The following is a 15489-nucleotide window of genomic DNA, read 5'->3' on the forward strand; positions in this document are numbered from 1 at the left end:
GGGACGTGAGTGGCAGATCACCCCGGCCAAGCGCTCAAGCTGCACGTATGTCCTGTCGATGGGGACGGGTGACCTCTTCCACGCACGCCCGCGACGATGCCGGGGCCGGCGCCGTGCTCCCCGACGTCGACGGTCGCGGCCGGGCGCTCGCAGCGTCCGTCGCGGAGCTGGAGATCCTGTCCCGGTTCGACCGGGAGGACGTCGACGCGCTGGCCGAGCAGGCGCTCGCCGCCGCTGAGGAGCTCGGGCTGACCGACCTCGTGCTGCGCGCCCGTCTGGTGCAGGCCGATCTGCTCCGGCGCCGCGGCAACGTGGCCGAGGCCGGTCGCCAGGCCCAGGAGACCCAGCGCTGGGCCGCCGAGCACGGCGCGACCCACCTCCGGGCGCGCACGCACTTCGTCCTGGCGTCGGTGTTCCAGGAACTCGGCGACCTGTCCCTCGCGCTCGAGCACGCCGTCCGCTCGGTGGAGCTGCTCGACGACGAGGCCCTGCCCGAGACCCGCATCGACCACCTCGCCCGCCTCGCCGACTGCCTGGGCCTCAGCGGCGACGTCGCCGCGCGGGAGCGCTACGACCACGTCCTCGGCCTGGCCGAGGCACTCGGCGACATCGAGCGCCAGCTGTTGGTCCTCAACAACCGCGCCTACTGCGAGACCGTCGCCGGCGCGTTCGAGGAGGCCCTCTTCTGGAGCACCAGGCTCCAGGAGCTGACCGACCAGCACGACGCCGAGCTGGCGGTGGGCCGGCTGGACACCGTCGGCCGGTCGCTCATGGAACTGGGCCGCCTCGACGAGGCCGAGGCCGCGATGCTGCCGGGCGAGCGACCCGAGGCCCTCGACGCGTCGCTCGACGGCGACGCCGGCGCGGACTTCCTGCTCACCCTCGCCGAGGTACGACGCCGTCGGGGGCACCTCACCGGCGCCCAGCAGACCCTGGACGAGTGCGTGCGCCGGTGTGACACCTACGGCCTCACCGCCATCCGCGTGCGCGCCCGGCGCGAGCAGGCCGAGCTGCACGCCGCCGCCGGGGACTTCCGCGCGGCTTACGCCGAGCACAAGCTCTACTGCGACGAGCTCATGGACCTGCAGTCCGCCGAGCGCGACGCCCGCGCCCGGGCCCTGCAGGCGATGTACGAGACGGACGAGGCGCGCCGGCAGACCCGTCGCTACCGCGAGCTCTCCCTGCGTGATCCGCTCACCGGCCTGTACAACCGCCGCTACGTGGACGACCAGCTCCCCCGGCTGCTGGGCCGCGGCGCCGGCGCCGCCGGCACGGTCACGGTCGCCCTGCTCGACCTCGACCACTTCAAGCGGATCAACGACACCTGCTCCCACGAGGTCGGCGACCGCGTCCTGCGCACGGTCGCCGAGCTGCTCGGCGAGGCCGGCGGCACCGGGGACGACGGCGGTTTCGTGGCCCGGATGGGCGGGGAGGAGTTCCTGCTCGTCCTGGTGGGCCTCGACCCCGCGGCGGCGACCGCGCGGCTGGAGGACCTCCGCCGGACGATGGCCGCCCACCCGTGGTCGGACCTGACCGCCGGCCTGCCGGTCACCGTCAGCATCGGTGCGGCGTGCGCCCCAGGGTTGACCGACTCCGAGCCCGCCGAGGTGCTGGCCCGGGCCGACGCCCACCTGTACCTGGCCAAGCGGCAGGGCCGGGACCGCGTCGTCGGGGACGCGTCCCCCTCCTGATCAGCCGGGCGCCTGCCCGACCAGCAGGTGGTGGGGGTGGATCCGGTGCCGGTCCAGCCGGCGCATCCGGACGTCGCGGAGTCCGCTCCCGGTGAGCCAGCCGGCCCGTTCCTCGGGATCGACGAAGGCGAACTCGCGCGATCCCGCGGTGATGCGGAGGACGCGTACCGACAGCGACTCCTGGACGGCGTTCCACCGGGCCTTCCAGCGGGGCCGGGTGGCCATGTCCTTGACCACGAGCAGCCCACCCGGAGCCAGGGCCGCGGCGGCGGACTCCAGCAGCGCCCGCTGGGAGGCGGTGTCCAGGAGGTACAGCACGTCCACGAGGACGACGGCGTCCCACGGCCCGGCCGGCACCGAGCCGGACCGGCCCACGGCGAACTCCAGGCGTCCGCCGTCGACCGGCGCGGAGGCCGCGGCCACGGCGATCTTCTCGGCGTCGATGTCGACGCCCAGGACCTGCAGTCCCGGGGACCGCCGCGCGGCGTAGGCGCTGAACAACCCGTGCCCGCAGCCGATCTCCAGGACCCGCCCCGTCGAGGGCAGCACGTCGGCGACCGGGGGGAACGGGCAGCTCAGCCAACGCACCCAGACGTGCAGCCGATCGCCCCGGGGTGCGTCCCGGTAGGCGCCGAGGGCCTGCCGTCCCGCTGCGTCCGGGCGACGGCTCACCGGGTTCCTGCCACGTCGGCGAACGTACCGAACCGCCAACCCGAGCCCTCGACCAGCGCCCGGGTGGCCGGGTCCGTCAGCATCATCAGCTCGTCGGCCCAGCGGTAGTCCCACGCGAAGCGGGTGAGCCCGGGGTCGCCGGCCTCGCCCGGGTGCACGTTGATCTCGGCCGTGGTCGCGGCGGACGCGGTGAGCCGCTGCAGCGCCGCCGCGAACCGCTCGCCGTCCATGCCGCCGGCCTCGTCGAGGCCCGCGTAGCCGTCGGTCGTGGCCAGCCCGGCGCGGCCGAGCCGACGACGCAGTCGCCCGGCCAGCAGCCGCACGCCGGCACCGAGGGGTCCGGTGCGGGAACTCCCGGGCAGGCGCACCGCGCCGATGCCGGCCTCGCGCGCGAGCTCGACGACGACGCCGGCCACGGCCGGCCACAGGTGCGTGTGCTGGTGCGTGTCGAGGTGGGTGAGCGGCACGCCGATCCCGCGCACCCGCTCCAGCTGGGCGCGGAACTCCCGCGCGACGTCGGCCGGGTCCAGACGTCCGGCCGCTCCCCGGGCGACGACGGTCCGGTAGGACAGCGGGAAGCGGCCCTCACGGTCGACGAGGGTGGGCACCTCGGCGGCCGACAGCAGTGGGCGGTCCTCCCCCACGATCGCCAGGTGCGCGCCGAGGGCCAGGTCGCCGGCGTCGCGGACGATCGCCGCCGCCTCCTCGAACGCGGTGCCGACCGCGAGGACCGACGTCGAGGTCACGACGCCTCCGTCGTGAGCCCGCCGGACCGCCCGGCACACCCCGGAGGTCAGCCCCATGTCGTCGGCGTTGACCACCAGCAGGCGGCTCACTCTGTCTTCGGCGCGTGGTCGATCGATGCGGTGGCGATCGGCGCGATCCCGGCCAGTTCGGACCGCAGCTCACGCATCTCCTTCAGCATCCGCCGGATCACGGCCGGCGACGACAACGTCGACACCCCACGCGACCGGGGGAAGTAGTCCACACCGATCTGCACGATGTGGAAGCCGAGCTTCTGCGCCCGGATGACCAGCTCGGCATCGATGAACGATCCCTCGCTGACCGGCTGGGCGACGTCCAGCACGTGCCGGCGCACCAGCTTGAACGCGAAGTTGATGTCTCGGACCCGGGTGCCGAACGACATCTGCACCAGGGCGTTGTAGATGAAGGAGTAGACCGCGCGCCTGGGGCCCTCGCCGGTGCGGTCGAGGCGGTAGGCGCTCACCATGTCCGCCTCGTAGTGCCGGAGCACCCGCAGGGCGCGGCCCAGCTCGAGCATCTCGAAGGGCAGGTCGGCGTCGGTGTAGAGGACGACGTCCCCGCGGACGTTGGCGAAGCCGGTCTTGATGCTGCCACCGAGGCCACGGTTGACCGGGTGGTGCACGACGCGGATCCGGGGGTCGGCCTCGGCGAGGGCGTCGGCGATCTCCGCCGTCCGGTCGGTCGAGCAGTCGTCGATGATGAGCAGCTCGTACGCGGCGATCTCACCGATGTCGATGAGTCGCTGGCACTCGTCCTCCGCGGCGCGCACGGCGCGCTCCACGTAGTCCTCCTCGTTCCACATCGGGAAGAAGATCGAGAGCAGGTCGACCTTGGACTGGATCATGAGACCTCCACGCCGTTGACGAAGGCGACCGTGGCGATGCACAGCCCCACCAGAAGTACTGCGAGCACCACCGGCACCAGCCGGCGCGGCCGGCGGTCACCGGTGAGCACCACTGCTGCCGCGGCGAGGACGGGGAAGGCGGCGAGGACGTAGCGCCCGGAGCCCATGAAGTCCTTGGTGCCGATGATCGGGATCGCGAGGGCGATGACGGTGTACGCCGCGTAGCCCCAGCCGAACCGGCGCCACACCGTGCGCACCAGCAGGACCGCCGCCAGGCACGCCAGCGCCTGCGGGACGAGCAGGACGGCGTCGTGCCAGATGCCCTTCAGCAGCGTGCCGATGAACGGCACCTTGAACCAGGTGTACGGGCCCGCTCCCTGGTTCCACCCCGGCGCACCCTGGACCGTGGCGAAGGCGACCGGGTCACCGAAGCGGACCCCCAGGTAGCTCATCCACGCCACCAGGCCGGCACCGGAGAGGAGCAGCGACGCCTCACGCCAGCGCATCCGGGGAACCGCGTCGACCAGCGCGCGGAGCGGGAGCGGACGGGATGGGAGCGGACGGGGCGGGACCGCGACGCCGTCCGGGGGCTCCGCGTGCGCGCCCGTCCCCGCACCGCTACCGACGAGGGCGGCGGCGTCCCGGCGCGCGGATCGCTCCTCGGCGATCAGCTCGGCCGCGCGGACGACCAGCCCCGCGGCCACCGCGACCCCGACCGGCCGGCCCGCCGTCGCCAGGGCCCCCACGAGCCCGGCGAGCACGTAGTGCCGCCGCTCCAGCAGTGCGAACGCCCCGAGGGTCGTCAGCAGGAAGGACGCGTCGCTGTACCCGCTGCCGTAGAGGAAGAAGCTGTAGGGGTAGAGCAGCGCCACGGCCACCGCGACCACGGCGGTGCGCGGTGCCAGCCGGGCGCGCACCCAGTCGGCGAAGAGCATGAGCGCGCCGGACGCGCAGACGAGCGTCACGAGGCCGGCGGCGGTGGAGTAGTCCCCGCCGAGCACCTGACCGACCGCGAGGACCAGCAGCGGGAAGACCGGGAAGAACGCGATCGACGACTGCTGGCCGGGTGTGTAGGAGTACCCCTCCGCAGCGATGGAGTGGTACCAGCCCGAGTCCCCCTGGAACCACACGTCCAGCCAGGCGGGTCCGTCGAGGTACTGGTGGCTGATCGGCGGGCCCACCGTCGCGTAGGTCGCCCACGCGAGCGTCGACAGGACGACGGTCCCGACGAGGAAGGCGGCCAGCGTGTAGAGCGGCAGACGACGGACGACCACCTCGAGCAGGTCCCCCCGCGGCTGTGTCACGTCGGGCAATGTAGGGGCGTCAGCGGACGCGAGTACAGGAACTCCCGCGATCCGCGGCACACCTGGGACTGATGGGGCAGGCCTGCCCACAGGGGTACCGCGCCGCGCCCGGCGGCCGGTCGCTACGCGAAGGAATGAGGACGCGTGCTGGTCGCGGTGCTGGCCATTTCCGGGGCGGCGCTCTGCTACGGCGCGTCGGCCGTGTTCCAGGCGTCCGCCGTCGCCCGGTCGGGCCGGACGGACCTGACCGGCCTCCTGGGACGCCTGGCGATCGATCCGCGCTACCTGTGCGGGCTGGCCCTCGTGGCGGCCGGGTTCCTGCTGTCCGTCGTCGCCATCCGGGCGCTGCCGTTGTTCGTCGTCCAGGCCGGGCGCGCCTCCAGCCTGGGGGTGACCGCCGTGCTCGCCGCCGTCTTCCTCGGCTCCCGCCTGCAGCGCCGGGAGCAGCAGGCCCTCGCCGGGGTCGGGCTGGGGCTGGTCGCGGTGGCGCTCGCGGCGAGACCGCAGGGTCCCGCGGAGGTGCCCGGCGCGGTGCGCTGGGCGGTGCTGGCCGCCGCCGTGGTGGTGGCCGTGCTGGCCGTCGCCTCGGCCCGCACCCGCCCCGCCCCGCTGAACGCGGCGCTGGTGGCCGTGCTCGCCGGCAGTTCCTTCGGCTTGCTCGCCCTCGCCGCCCGCGTCCTGGGGCCCATCTCGCTGCCCGGGGTGCTCACCGATCCCAGCGCGTACGCCGTCGGGCTGACCAGCGCCGCCGGACTGCTGGCCGGTGCGCTGGCGCTGCAACGGGGCACCGTCGTCATGGTGACCACGACGATGGTGGCCACCGAGGCCACGCTGGGCTCCCTGCTGGGGTTGGCCGTGGGTGACCGGCCCGCGGAGGGCCTGGGCTGGCTGGCAGCCCTCGGGTTCGCGGTCACGGTGGGGAGCGCGCTGTTCCTCGCCCGGTTCGGCGCGGTGGCCGCCGAAGCGCCCGCCGACGCCCCGTAGGGCCTGACCGCGCACCAGGATGTCGCCATGCTGCCGATCAGCCCCGGCTTCGCCGACGAGTTCGACGGACCGGACCTCGACCGGTCCGTCTGGCTGCCGCACTACCTGCCGGCCTGGAGCTCCCGTGCGGCCACGGCGGCCGCCTACGAGCTCCGGGACGGCTGCCTGCACCTGTCCATCCCGGCCGACCAGGGGCTGTGGTTGCCAGGCGAGCACGAGCCGCCGCTGCGGGTCTCGGGGATCCAGTCGGGCAACTTCTCCGGTCCGGTGGGCAGCACCGTCGGCCAGCAGCCGTGGCGGGCCGGCGCCGTGGTCTGCGAGGAGCAGGAGACCTTCTGGGGCTGGACCCCGGACCACGGCCGCCTGGAGATGCGGGCCCGGGCCCAGCTCACCCCTCGTTCCATGGCGGCGTGGTGGCTGGTGGGCCTCGAGGACGTGCCGGAGCGGTGCGCGGAGATCTGCGTCTTCGAGGTGTTCGGCGACGCCGTCGAGCCCGGGACCTCAGCGGCCGTCGGCATGGGGCTGCACGCCTTCCGCGACCCGGACGCCCCCGAGGACTTCGCGGCGTCCGGCTGCCGATCGACGTCGCGGAGTTCCACACCTACGCCGTCGACTGGACCGCCGAGCGGGCGGAGTTCTCCGTCGACGGCACCGTCGTCCGGAGCTGCCCCCGCCCGCCGGCCTACCCGATGCAGCTGATGATCGCGGTCTTCGACTTCCCCGACCGGTCCACGGGGGCGGACGACGACGCGGTGCCGCGGCTCGTCGTCGACCACCTCCGTGGGTCGGAGAACTAGCTCATCCGTCGTCCCGCACCATGCCCCCGGCGCCCGCTCCGGCCGAGACGGGCGCGCCGTTCTCGGCGCCGGTCAGGGCGCCACCGTGATCGTCGGCGGCCGTCCGGGGCATCACGACGTTGGGCAGCTCGGCACCGCCGGACCCGGTGTCCTCGTGCGACGTCCGGACCGGACCGTCGAGCTCCGCCGCCCCCTGGCCGTCCGCGGCCATCGCGTCCTCGGCGGCCACGGATACTCCCGCCGAGACGATCCCGCCGAAGGCGGCCGGGATCTCGTCGCCCGCGGGGAGGTCGTCGGCACCGTCGAGGAGCGCCCCGGACGCCGGGTTGACCTGCTCGAAGTCGACGAGGCGGAGGCCCTGGCCGGCCAGCTCCTCCCACTTGGCCCGGAAGCTCTCCCAGGTCACGTTGGCCCACAGCGCGTAGCCGTCCTGCCCGGGCAGGAAAGCGCCGGAGAACCGGATCTCGTTGCCCACGCGGTGCTGGTTGAGGTCAACCAGACGCAGGCCCTGCCCGCCCCATTCCTGCCACTTGGCCACGAAGCTCGCCCACGAGGCGTTCACCCAGAGCGCGTGCCCGCCGCCGCCTGGAAGGAAGACCCCGGTGTAGCGGTCCTGACCGGCGACCTGGTGCACGTGCAGGTCGTGCAACCGCAGCCCCTGCGTGCTCCACTGCTCCCACTGGGCGCGGAAGCTGTCCCAGCTCGCGCCCACCCACAGCGCGTGCCCGCCACTGCCGGCGAGGAAGGCGCCGGTGTACCGGTCCTGACCGCCGACGTTGGCCACGTGGATGTCGATGAGCCGCAGGCCCTGCCGGCTCCACTCGTCCCACTTCGCCTGGAAGCTCTTCCAGCTGGCGTTCGCCCAGAGGGCGTGGCCTCCGCTCCCGGGGAGGAAGACCCCGGAGTACCGGGCGCCGTCGCGCACGGGCCGCACGTGCACGTCCACGAGCCGCAGGCCGTCGGCGCTCCACTGCTGCCACTTGGCGGCGAAGCCGTCCCAGGTGTCGTTGACCCACAGCGCGTAGCGCCCGCTGCCGGCCCGCCAGACACCCGAGTAGCCCTTCTCGAAGAACCGCTCGTACATCTTCGCGACCGTCTGCCGGTCGCCGGGGCTCATGCCGTTGCGCTGGCCGATCGTCACGCCCGACTGGCGGGGCACGATCGTCGGCTTCGACGTGTCCTTCGCGAAGGCGGTCGCGTGGTAGTGCATGAGCGAGCCGTAGTCGTAGCCGAAGTAGTCGGTGGAACCCGGCTTGGTCTGGAAGTTGTGCCGGGTGTCGTTCTCCCCCTCCGGCGGCGGGCCGTCCTGGATGTTGTCCCACTTGATCTCCACGAAGGAGTCGCGGTCGGACCGGGACTGCTCGTGGTAGACGCCCAGGGCGTGCAGGAACTCGTGCACGAGGATCGGCCACGGGTGCGCGTCCGCGAGCCGCAGGTCCTGCCGGCCGCCGCGCATGCCGATCGCCGAGGAGCTCGACGTGGCCGCGCCGTTGCTGACGACCTGGATCCAGTTGGGCAGGGAACCCGCGTTCGCCGCCGTGCGCAGCGTGAAGCGGATCCCGGTGTTCTGCTGCAGGTGGGCGATCGCGTCGGTGACCCGCTGCTGGTTCGGCAGGCCCGCGTCGATCGCATAGGCGACCTGGCCGGCCGGCCAGAGGAACGCGGAGTCCGACGGCAGCCCGATGCCGAAGGGCGTCACCGTCAGCCGTGCGTCGCCGTCCTCGCTGCCGGCGAAGGCGGTCGTGAGGCGGGCCTCCCGCCGGGCGGCCACCTCGGCGGCCTGGGCCTCGACCTCGTCGACCGGCCCCATGTCGATGCAGCCGTCGTGGATGGCCCGGCCGTCGACGACGGCGTACCGGACCGGGTGCTCGAACAGCCCCGGGCCGGTGAGGAAGCCGCTCCCGCTCACCGGGCCGGCGGCCATGTGGTCGACGACGCCGAGCTGCCTGTCGTCCTGCGTACTCATTGCCCACCCATTTCCTGCGTCGGTACTGCTGCGGTGTCATGCGATCCGTGACAGGAGGACCCGCACGGGGCCTTTCGACGGCGCCGTCACCGGCGTCGCGCTGGTGGTGAAGAACTCGATCCGGCCGTCGTCGGGTGTCCGGCCGCGCACCCGGACCAGCAGGCCCGGCTCGTACATGGCATCCCCGACCGGCAGGTCGAGCGAGATCCGGGCCGACGGCCGGGCAGACGACACCCTCAGCTCGCCCGACGACGCCCCAGGGCCGTCGGCCGGCGCGTCGGCCACGGCGAGGTCGGCCACCCGGACGTCGACGACCGCGTCGAGCAGGTCGGCGTCCAACCCCTCGAAGAACAGCTCGAGATCCATCGGCTCCCCCCGGTCGCGACACCGGCCCGTGCCGTGCAGCGTCGCGGCGGGGGCGTCACGGGAGCGTCACCGCGCGGCGCGTGCGCCGGTCGGACCACGAGAGTCGAGGAACCCGCCTGGTTGCGGGGCGTGTGCCGGGGCCCGAGTGGGAACACCACCCGGCATGTCGCAGGTCCGCGCACGCCCCGGCCCGGCCGGCCCCGCGAGCGACGCGTCGTGGCCGCACCACATCCCGGTCCGGCACTGGGGCCGGATAGCCCGCCGGGTCGTGCGGCACGTGCTGAACGACCGGCTCATGGTGCTGAGCGCGGGCATCTCCTTCTTCGCCCTGCTCTCCATCGCGCCGGTGCTCGTCACCGCCGTCTCGGTCTACGGCGCGGTCACCACGCCCGACGAGGCGCTCGACCAGCTGTCGGGGATCGCCCGCACCCTTCCGCCCGAGCTCGAGCCGCTCGTGGCCGAGCAGCTGACCACCATCACGGCCAACTCGACGCAGGTGCTCACCGTCCGCGGGATCACCGGTTTGGTCCTCGCGCTCTACACCGCGACGACGGCGGCGACCTATCTCATCGACGCGCTCACGCTCGCCTACCACGAGACGGAGACCCGCGGATTCCTCCGCCGGAGCGGGCTGGCGCTGCTCTTCGTGCTCGGCGGCGCCCTCGTGGTCGGCGGCGCGATCGCGGTGGCCGAGGTCCTGTCCGACACGCTCGACCGGGCCCCCGGGCCGCTCCGCGCCCTCGGACCGGCGTTCACCTGGCTGGCGCTGGCCACGCTGATGGCGACGGTGCTCGCCGTGCTCTACCGGTTCGCACCCGACCGGCGCCAGGCGCGCTGGCGGTGGACCAGCATCGGTGCCGCCGTCGCGACGGTCCTCTGGCTGGCCACGTCGGTCGGCCTGTTCGCCTACGTGCAGAGCCTGGGCAGCTACGAGAAGACCTACGGCTCGCTGGCCGGGGTGGCCATCAGCATGCTGTGGCTCTGGATCAGCGTCTTCCTGGTGATCCTCGGTGCGGCGGTGAACGCCGAGGCCGAGCGGCAGACCCTCCAGGACTCCACCGTCGGCCCCGACCGGCCGATGGGCGAGCGCGGTGCCGTGGTCGCCGACAGCACCCCGCCGCCACCACGGGTCAGCCTTCCCCCGGCTCCAGGTCGGGAGTGAACTGCGCTCGGGCGACCCCGGCCGCCGCACCGATCTCGTCGTCGGTGGCGGTGCCGCTCGCGGCGATGGCGGCCACCCACGCATCGATGGCCCCGGCGGACCAGCGCTGGCCCGCCACGGTCCCCTCCCAGGCCGTCGGGTCGTCGTCGACCTCCCCGCGGAGGAAGTTCCCCAGCGCGCGCACCGAGATGTCCCATCCGGGCCCCACGTAGAGCGCGCCGGCGCCGCTGCCGGCGATCTCCAGGGGCACCGAGTGCTCGATCTCGAGGACGGTGCGGTCCCCCTCCGACGACAGGCGGACGTCGACGACGCTGACGTCCATCCCCCAGGTCACGCTGAGGTGCCGGGGCGCCTCGCACTGCCGGATCTGCCCGCCGACGTTCCCCTCGAGCTGGAAGGAGCCGCCCACGCGGAGCTCACCGCTGACCGGCAGGAACCAGCGCCGCAGCCGCTCGGGGTCGGTGACGGCGTCCCAGACGTCCTCGACGTCGGCGGGGTAGCTGCGCCGGATGACGACGACGACCTCCTCCGAGCCGTCGGCCCGCTGCCGGCGCACCCCGCGATGCGCCGCACCGATCTCGCTGATGATGTCGTTCACGTGCCCTCCTCCTCGTCCGGCGGTGGGCCGGCCGGTGCGGCCGCCCCTCCCGCGCTCGTGCGTCGTCCACGCCTGCCCCGGGCCAGCTCGGTGGCCAGTGCGTCCAGGTGCTGGCCCCAGAACCGGGAGAAGCGCTGCAGCCACAGGTCGACCTCCTGCAGCGGCGCCGCGTCGACGGCGTACAGGCGGCGTGCCCCCTCGGCGCGCACCTGGGCGAACCCGTTCTCCCGGAGCACGCGCAGGTGCTGGGAGACGGCGGGCTGAGAGATGCCGAACTCCGCCCGGACCACCGCAGCCAGCTCCCCGGACGGCTGCTCGCCGTCCACCAGGAGTTCGAGGATCCGCCGGCGGACCGGGTCCCCCAGGACGTCGAATGCGTGCACAAGGCGAGACTACAGTCGCGGCTTATATAAGTCCAGAGCTATACGACCCCCTGGGGGATCGATCCAGGACACGCCCGGGCGGAATTCGGATGCCTCAGCTAGGTTCGGATGGGTAAGCGGAGTTACGCGGAACGTGACCGCGCCAGCGGGGGGCTAGTCGACTGGCAAGGAGGACACGTGCTTTCCGACCGATCCCGTCCCGTGATCGAGGCGACGCTCCCAGCGGTCGCGGCGAACATCGAGGAGATCGCCACCCGGTTCTACGCGCACCTGTTCGGGGAGCATCCCGAGCTGATGGACGGTGTCTTCAACCGCGGGAACCAGGCGGAGAAGACCCAGCAGCTGGCGCTGGCCGGCTCGGTGGCGGTCTTCGCCAGCTCGTTGTTGAAGGTCCCCGAGCAGCTCCCGGAGCACCTGCTCTCCCGGATCGCGCACAAGCACGCGTCCCTCGGGATCACGCCGGCGCAGTACGACGTCGTCCACGAGCACCTCTTCTGGGCCATCGTCGACGTGCTCGGTGACGCCGTCACCCCCGAGGTCGCGGCCGCGTGGGACGAGGTCTACTGGCTGATGGCCTACGCGCTGATCAACCAGGAACGCGGGCTGTACAGCGCCCACGGCGTGCGGCCGGAGACGGTCTGGCGCGAGTGGGAGGTCGCCGAGAAGGTCCAGGAGACCGACGACGTCGTCACCTTCCGGATGCGGAGGACCGACGACCGCCTGGTGAAGACGTCGCTGCCGGGCCAGTACGTGACCGTGCAGGTGCCGATGCCCGACGGGATCCGGCAGCCACGGCAGTACAGCCTCACCAAGGCGGACGACGGCGAGCACCGCCAGTTCTCCGTCAAGCGGGTGCGCGCCGGGGACAAGCCCGCCGGCGAGGTCTCCACCCTGCTCTGCGACACCGTCGGCGTCGGCGACCGGCTCACGATGTCGCTGCCGTTCGGGGACGTCGTCCTCGACGACTCGCGGCCGGTCGTGTTCGCCAGCGCCGGGATCGGCATCACCCCGATGGCGGGCATGCTGTCCCACCTCGCGGCCGCGGGCTCGCACCTGCCGATCACCCTGCTGCACGCCGACGTCGACGAGGCCTCGTTCGCGCTGCGCCACCAGGTGCTCCAGGACCTCGAGACGCTCACCGGCGGATCGGTCCACGTCTGGTACGAGGGCAGGGCCGACAGCACCCTGCCGGTGGAGGCCCACGCCGGCGTCATGGACCTCACCGACGTCAAGCTCCCCGAGGACGCGACCTTCTACCTCTGCGGCCCGCTGCCCTTCATGCAGTCGGTGCGCAGCGCGCTCATCGACCGCGGGGTGCCGGCGCGCGACATCCAGTACGAGGTCTTCGGCCCCGACCTGTGGCAGGCGGACCTCGCCACCGAGCAGACACCGGGCGCCACCGAGCGGACCGGCCGCCACAGCGCCTGACGCACGCTCCCTCTCCCACCGTCCCACTCCCGAGGAGGCGTGCGTGGACATCCCCGCGATGCGGGCCAACTTCGCCAAGGCCGCGGCCACCGGCGACGAGGCACCGCTGTACTTCTACTCCCACCTGTTCCTGAGCCATCCCGAGACGCGGGCGATGTTCCCGGTCTCCATGGCCCACCAGCGCGACCGGCTGTTCAGCGCGCTCGGTGAGGTCGTCGCCCGCGTGGACGACCTGGACGCGCTCGTGCCGATCCTGCAGCAGCTCGGCCGCGACCACCGGAAGTTCGGCACCCTGGCCGCGCACTACCCGGCGGTCGGTGCCAGCCTGCTGGCCACGCTCGAGCACTTCGACGACCAGTGGTCCCCCGAGCTGGCCAAGGACTGGACCGAGGCCTACACCCTCGTCGCCGAGGTGATGGTCGCCGCCGCCGACGAGGCCGCGGAACAACCCGCGTGGTGGGACGCCGACGTGGTCGGCCACGAGGTCCGGGCCATCGACGTCGCCGTCCTGCAGCTGCGGCCCCGCGCCCGGTACGACTACCTGGCGGGGCAGTCGCTCTCGCTGGAGACCGAGGTCCGGCCGCGGCTGTGGCGCTACTACTCCCCGGCCAACGCGCCCCGCCCGGACGGCCTCATGGAGATCCACGTCAAGGCCCGCGACGGCGGGCCGGTCAGCTCCGCCCTGGTCCGCCGGGTGGGCGTGGGTGACGTGGTGCGGCTCGGGCCACCGGTCGGGCACATCGCGCTCCACGACGACTCCGACCGGGACCTGCTGCTGGTCGCCGGTGGGATGGGCCTCGCGCCGCTCAAGGCGCTCGTCGACCAGGTGGCCCGCCGCGGTCCGGCCCGGCGGGTCGACCTCTTCGTCGGGGCACGCAACGAGGACCACCACTACGACCGGGCGGCCCTGCAGCGGCTCGAGCAGGAGAACCCCTGGCTGACCGTCACCCTCGCCGTCTCCGAGGACAAGATCTCGTCCCTGGAGCAGGGCGACGTGGGTGACGTCGTCATGCGGCACGGCCCGTGGCTCAGCCGCGAGGTCTTCGTCGCGGGTCCGGGACCGATGGTGGACGACACCGTCGCCCGGCTCCGGGAGCACGGCGTGCCGCCCCAGCGCATCCACAGCGAGGTGTTCGCCCCGAGTCGACCGGGGCCCAGTCTTGACGGAGAGGTAACGGAATGAGCAGCGTCCAGAGCGAGTCCGGGAACGAGGAGCGCGGCCTGAACCCGGCCGACGTCCAGAACGTGCGGTTCACCCGCGCCTCCATGATGCGGCCGGGCTACGTCGACACCGAGGTCGACCGCGTGATGAGCCGCGTGGCGGAGGAGCTGGCCCGGCACATCGCCGAGAAGGCCGCGCTGCGCGACGAGGTGCGGGCGTTGCGCGCCCACGTCGAGGGGCTCCCGGTGCACGAGGCGCCGAGCGACCAGGCGGTGCGCATCCTCTCCTCCGCGCAGCAGACGGCGGACGCCTACGTCGCGGAGGCCGAGGAGTTCAGCCGCCAGATGACCAGCGAGGCGCGCACCGTCTACGAGGAGGAGCTCCGCCAGGCGCGGGAGACCGCGGGCGCGATCATCCAGAGCGCCCAGGAGGCGGCGGCGCGGATGACCCCCGCGGGTGCCGACGTCCCCGGCCGGAGCGTCGAGGAGCTCGAGGAGCAGGTCGCCTACCTCAAGGCCTTCGGCTCGGCGGTCCGCGTCCAGCTGCGTTCCTACCTCGAGGCGCTGATCACCGACGTCGAGTCCGAGTGGGGCAAGGCCGACCCGGCCGCCCTGCCCCAGGGGCCGCCGCGGCCGCCCGCGCAGCGCTCGAACCGCGACGGGCAGCCGGGCGGCGCGACCGCGTTCTCCGACAACACGGTCGCGCAGCCGGCGGAGGAGGACGTCCCGGCCACCGCGGTCTCCCACTCCGCCGTCTGACGCCGCGTGCCCCTCGACCGTTCGACGGTGGCCGGGCGCCTGCGGGACTTCCCGAGGCGCCCGGCGCACCGCCCCGAGCTGAAGCAGGCCGCCGTCGCGCTGTGCGTGACCGTGCACGGAGGCCGGCCGGCGCTGGTGATCACCCGCCGCGCCGCGGGTCTCCGCGCGCACGCCGGGCAGTGGGCCCTGCCCGGCGGACGCCTCGACGCGGGCGAGACCGTCGTCGGGTGCGCGCTGCGCGAGCTGCGGGAGGAGGTGCTCCTGACCGTGGACCCGGCCGACGTCCTGGGGGTGCTCGACGACTACGTGACCCGGTCCGGCTACGTGATGACGCCGGTCGTGTGCTGGGCGGGCGAGGTGGGAGAGCTCGTCGGTGACGAGGCGGAGGTCGCCGAGGTGCTGCAGATCCCACTGGACGACCTCGACGTCGACCCGTCGTTCACCCGCATCCCCGAGTCCGAGGCACCGGTCATCGCGCTGCCCCTGCTCGGCCGGCACCTGCACGCACCGACCGCGGCGGTCATCCACCAGTTCTGCCGCATCGCGTGCCGCGGTGAGGTCACCCGGGTCGACCACCTCGAGCAGCCGGTGTTCGCCTGGCGCTGAGCG

15 protein-coding genes and 1 pseudogene are annotated in these 15489 nt (G+C 73.4%); 8 read left to right on the forward strand and 8 right to left on the reverse strand.

Features of this window, described 5'->3' with window-relative positions; translation table 11 throughout:
- Window positions 1-68: 68 nt before the first annotated feature.
- On the forward strand, window positions 69-1691 hold the full coding sequence (locus CRP30_RS07930; RefSeq protein WP_235003261.1) for a sensor domain-containing diguanylate cyclase: 1623 nt from the start codon (window positions 69-71) through the stop codon (window positions 1689-1691).
- Here the strand turns inward: CRP30_RS07930 and CRP30_RS07935 are convergent, their stop codons facing one another.
- Genes CRP30_RS07935 through CRP30_RS07950 form a run of 4 tightly spaced genes read right to left on the reverse strand, consistent with a single transcriptional unit; the run spans window position 1692 to window position 5276 of the window.
- On the reverse strand, window positions 1692-2363 hold the full coding sequence (locus CRP30_RS07935; RefSeq protein WP_097183420.1) for a class I SAM-dependent methyltransferase: 672 nt from the start codon (window positions 2361-2363) through the stop codon (window positions 1692-1694).
- Window positions 2360-3199 (reverse strand): carbohydrate deacetylase, encoded by an 840-nt coding sequence (locus CRP30_RS07940; RefSeq protein ID WP_097183421.1) that lies wholly within the window; start codon window positions 3197-3199, stop codon window positions 2360-2362. The genes CRP30_RS07935 and CRP30_RS07940 overlap by 4 nt, the downstream gene beginning before the upstream one ends.
- The gene (locus tag CRP30_RS07945) at window positions 3196-3972 is read right to left on the reverse strand and encodes a glycosyltransferase family 2 protein (protein ID WP_097183422.1); all 777 of its coding nucleotides are present in this window, start codon (window positions 3970-3972) and stop codon (window positions 3196-3198) included. Before CRP30_RS07945 ends, CRP30_RS07940 begins: the two co-directional genes overlap by 4 nt.
- Window positions 3969-5276, reverse strand: a complete 1308-nt coding sequence (locus tag CRP30_RS07950; protein ID WP_143278422.1) for a hypothetical protein — start codon at window positions 5274-5276, stop codon at window positions 3969-3971. Before CRP30_RS07950 ends, CRP30_RS07945 begins: the two co-directional genes overlap by 4 nt.
- A 144-nt stretch (window positions 5277-5420) precedes the next feature.
- Between CRP30_RS07950 and CRP30_RS07955 the strand changes: the two genes are divergently transcribed.
- Window positions 5421-6260, forward strand: a complete 840-nt coding sequence (locus CRP30_RS07955; RefSeq protein ID WP_097183424.1) for a hypothetical protein — start codon at window positions 5421-5423, stop codon at window positions 6258-6260.
- A gap of 446 nt (window positions 6261-6706) precedes the next feature.
- Window positions 6707-6910, forward strand: a pseudogene (locus tag CRP30_RS23325) (hypothetical protein); the annotation flags it as partial.
- A gap of 148 nt (window positions 6911-7058) precedes the next feature.
- Here CRP30_RS23325 and CRP30_RS07965 read toward each other — a convergent pair.
- On the reverse strand, window positions 7059-9023 hold the full coding sequence (locus tag CRP30_RS07965; protein WP_097183425.1) for a M12 family metallopeptidase: 1965 nt from the start codon (window positions 9021-9023) through the stop codon (window positions 7059-7061).
- A 36-nt stretch (window positions 9024-9059) separates the two neighbouring features.
- A complete protein-coding gene (locus tag CRP30_RS07970; RefSeq protein WP_097183426.1) occupies window positions 9060-9389 on the reverse strand; it encodes a hypothetical protein in 330 nt (109 codons plus the stop codon).
- A gap of 163 nt (window positions 9390-9552) precedes the next feature.
- Here CRP30_RS07970 and CRP30_RS07975 point away from each other — a divergent pair, with 163 nt between their 5' ends.
- Window positions 9553-10551, forward strand: a complete 999-nt coding sequence (locus CRP30_RS07975; protein ID WP_097183427.1) for a YihY/virulence factor BrkB family protein — start codon at window positions 9553-9555, stop codon at window positions 10549-10551.
- On the opposite strand, the gene CRP30_RS07980 is transcribed toward CRP30_RS07975, so the two are convergent.
- Together CRP30_RS07980 and CRP30_RS07985 are read right to left on the reverse strand one after the other, a co-directional pair.
- Complete coding sequence (locus tag CRP30_RS07980; protein WP_097183428.1) at window positions 10520-11149, reverse strand: SRPBCC family protein; 630 nt, start codon at window positions 11147-11149, stop codon at window positions 10520-10522. The genes CRP30_RS07975 and CRP30_RS07980 overlap by 32 nt on opposite strands.
- On the reverse strand, window positions 11146-11532 hold the full coding sequence (locus CRP30_RS07985; protein WP_097183429.1) for an ArsR/SmtB family transcription factor: 387 nt from the start codon (window positions 11530-11532) through the stop codon (window positions 11146-11148). Before CRP30_RS07985 ends, CRP30_RS07980 begins: the two co-directional genes overlap by 4 nt.
- Before the next feature lie 177 nt (window positions 11533-11709).
- Here CRP30_RS07985 and CRP30_RS07990 point away from each other — a divergent pair, with 177 nt between their 5' ends.
- Genes CRP30_RS07990 through CRP30_RS08005 form a run of 4 tightly spaced genes read left to right on the forward strand, consistent with a single transcriptional unit; the run spans window position 11710 to window position 15486 of the window.
- Window positions 11710-12960, forward strand: coding sequence for a globin domain-containing protein (locus tag CRP30_RS07990; protein WP_097183430.1), 1251 nt, complete (start codon window positions 11710-11712; stop codon window positions 12958-12960).
- A gap of 43 nt (window positions 12961-13003) precedes the next feature.
- Window positions 13004-14143, forward strand: a complete 1140-nt coding sequence (locus CRP30_RS07995) for a globin domain-containing protein (protein WP_097183431.1) — start codon at window positions 13004-13006, stop codon at window positions 14141-14143.
- Window positions 14140-14880 (forward strand): DivIVA domain-containing protein, encoded by a 741-nt coding sequence (locus tag CRP30_RS08000; protein WP_097183432.1) that lies wholly within the window; start codon window positions 14140-14142, stop codon window positions 14878-14880. The genes CRP30_RS07995 and CRP30_RS08000 overlap by 4 nt, the downstream gene beginning before the upstream one ends.
- A gap of 27 nt (window positions 14881-14907) precedes the next feature.
- Window positions 14908-15486 carry an NUDIX hydrolase gene (locus tag CRP30_RS08005; protein ID WP_235003263.1) on the forward strand — a complete coding sequence of 193 codons (579 nt, stop codon included), beginning with the start codon at window positions 14908-14910 and terminating at the stop codon, window positions 15484-15486.
- Window positions 15487-15489 lie beyond the last annotated feature (3 nt).

The organism is Blastococcus haudaquaticus (genome assembly GCF_900230285.1).
GTDB lineage: Bacteria > Actinomycetota > Actinomycetes > Mycobacteriales > Geodermatophilaceae > Blastococcus_B > Blastococcus_B haudaquaticus.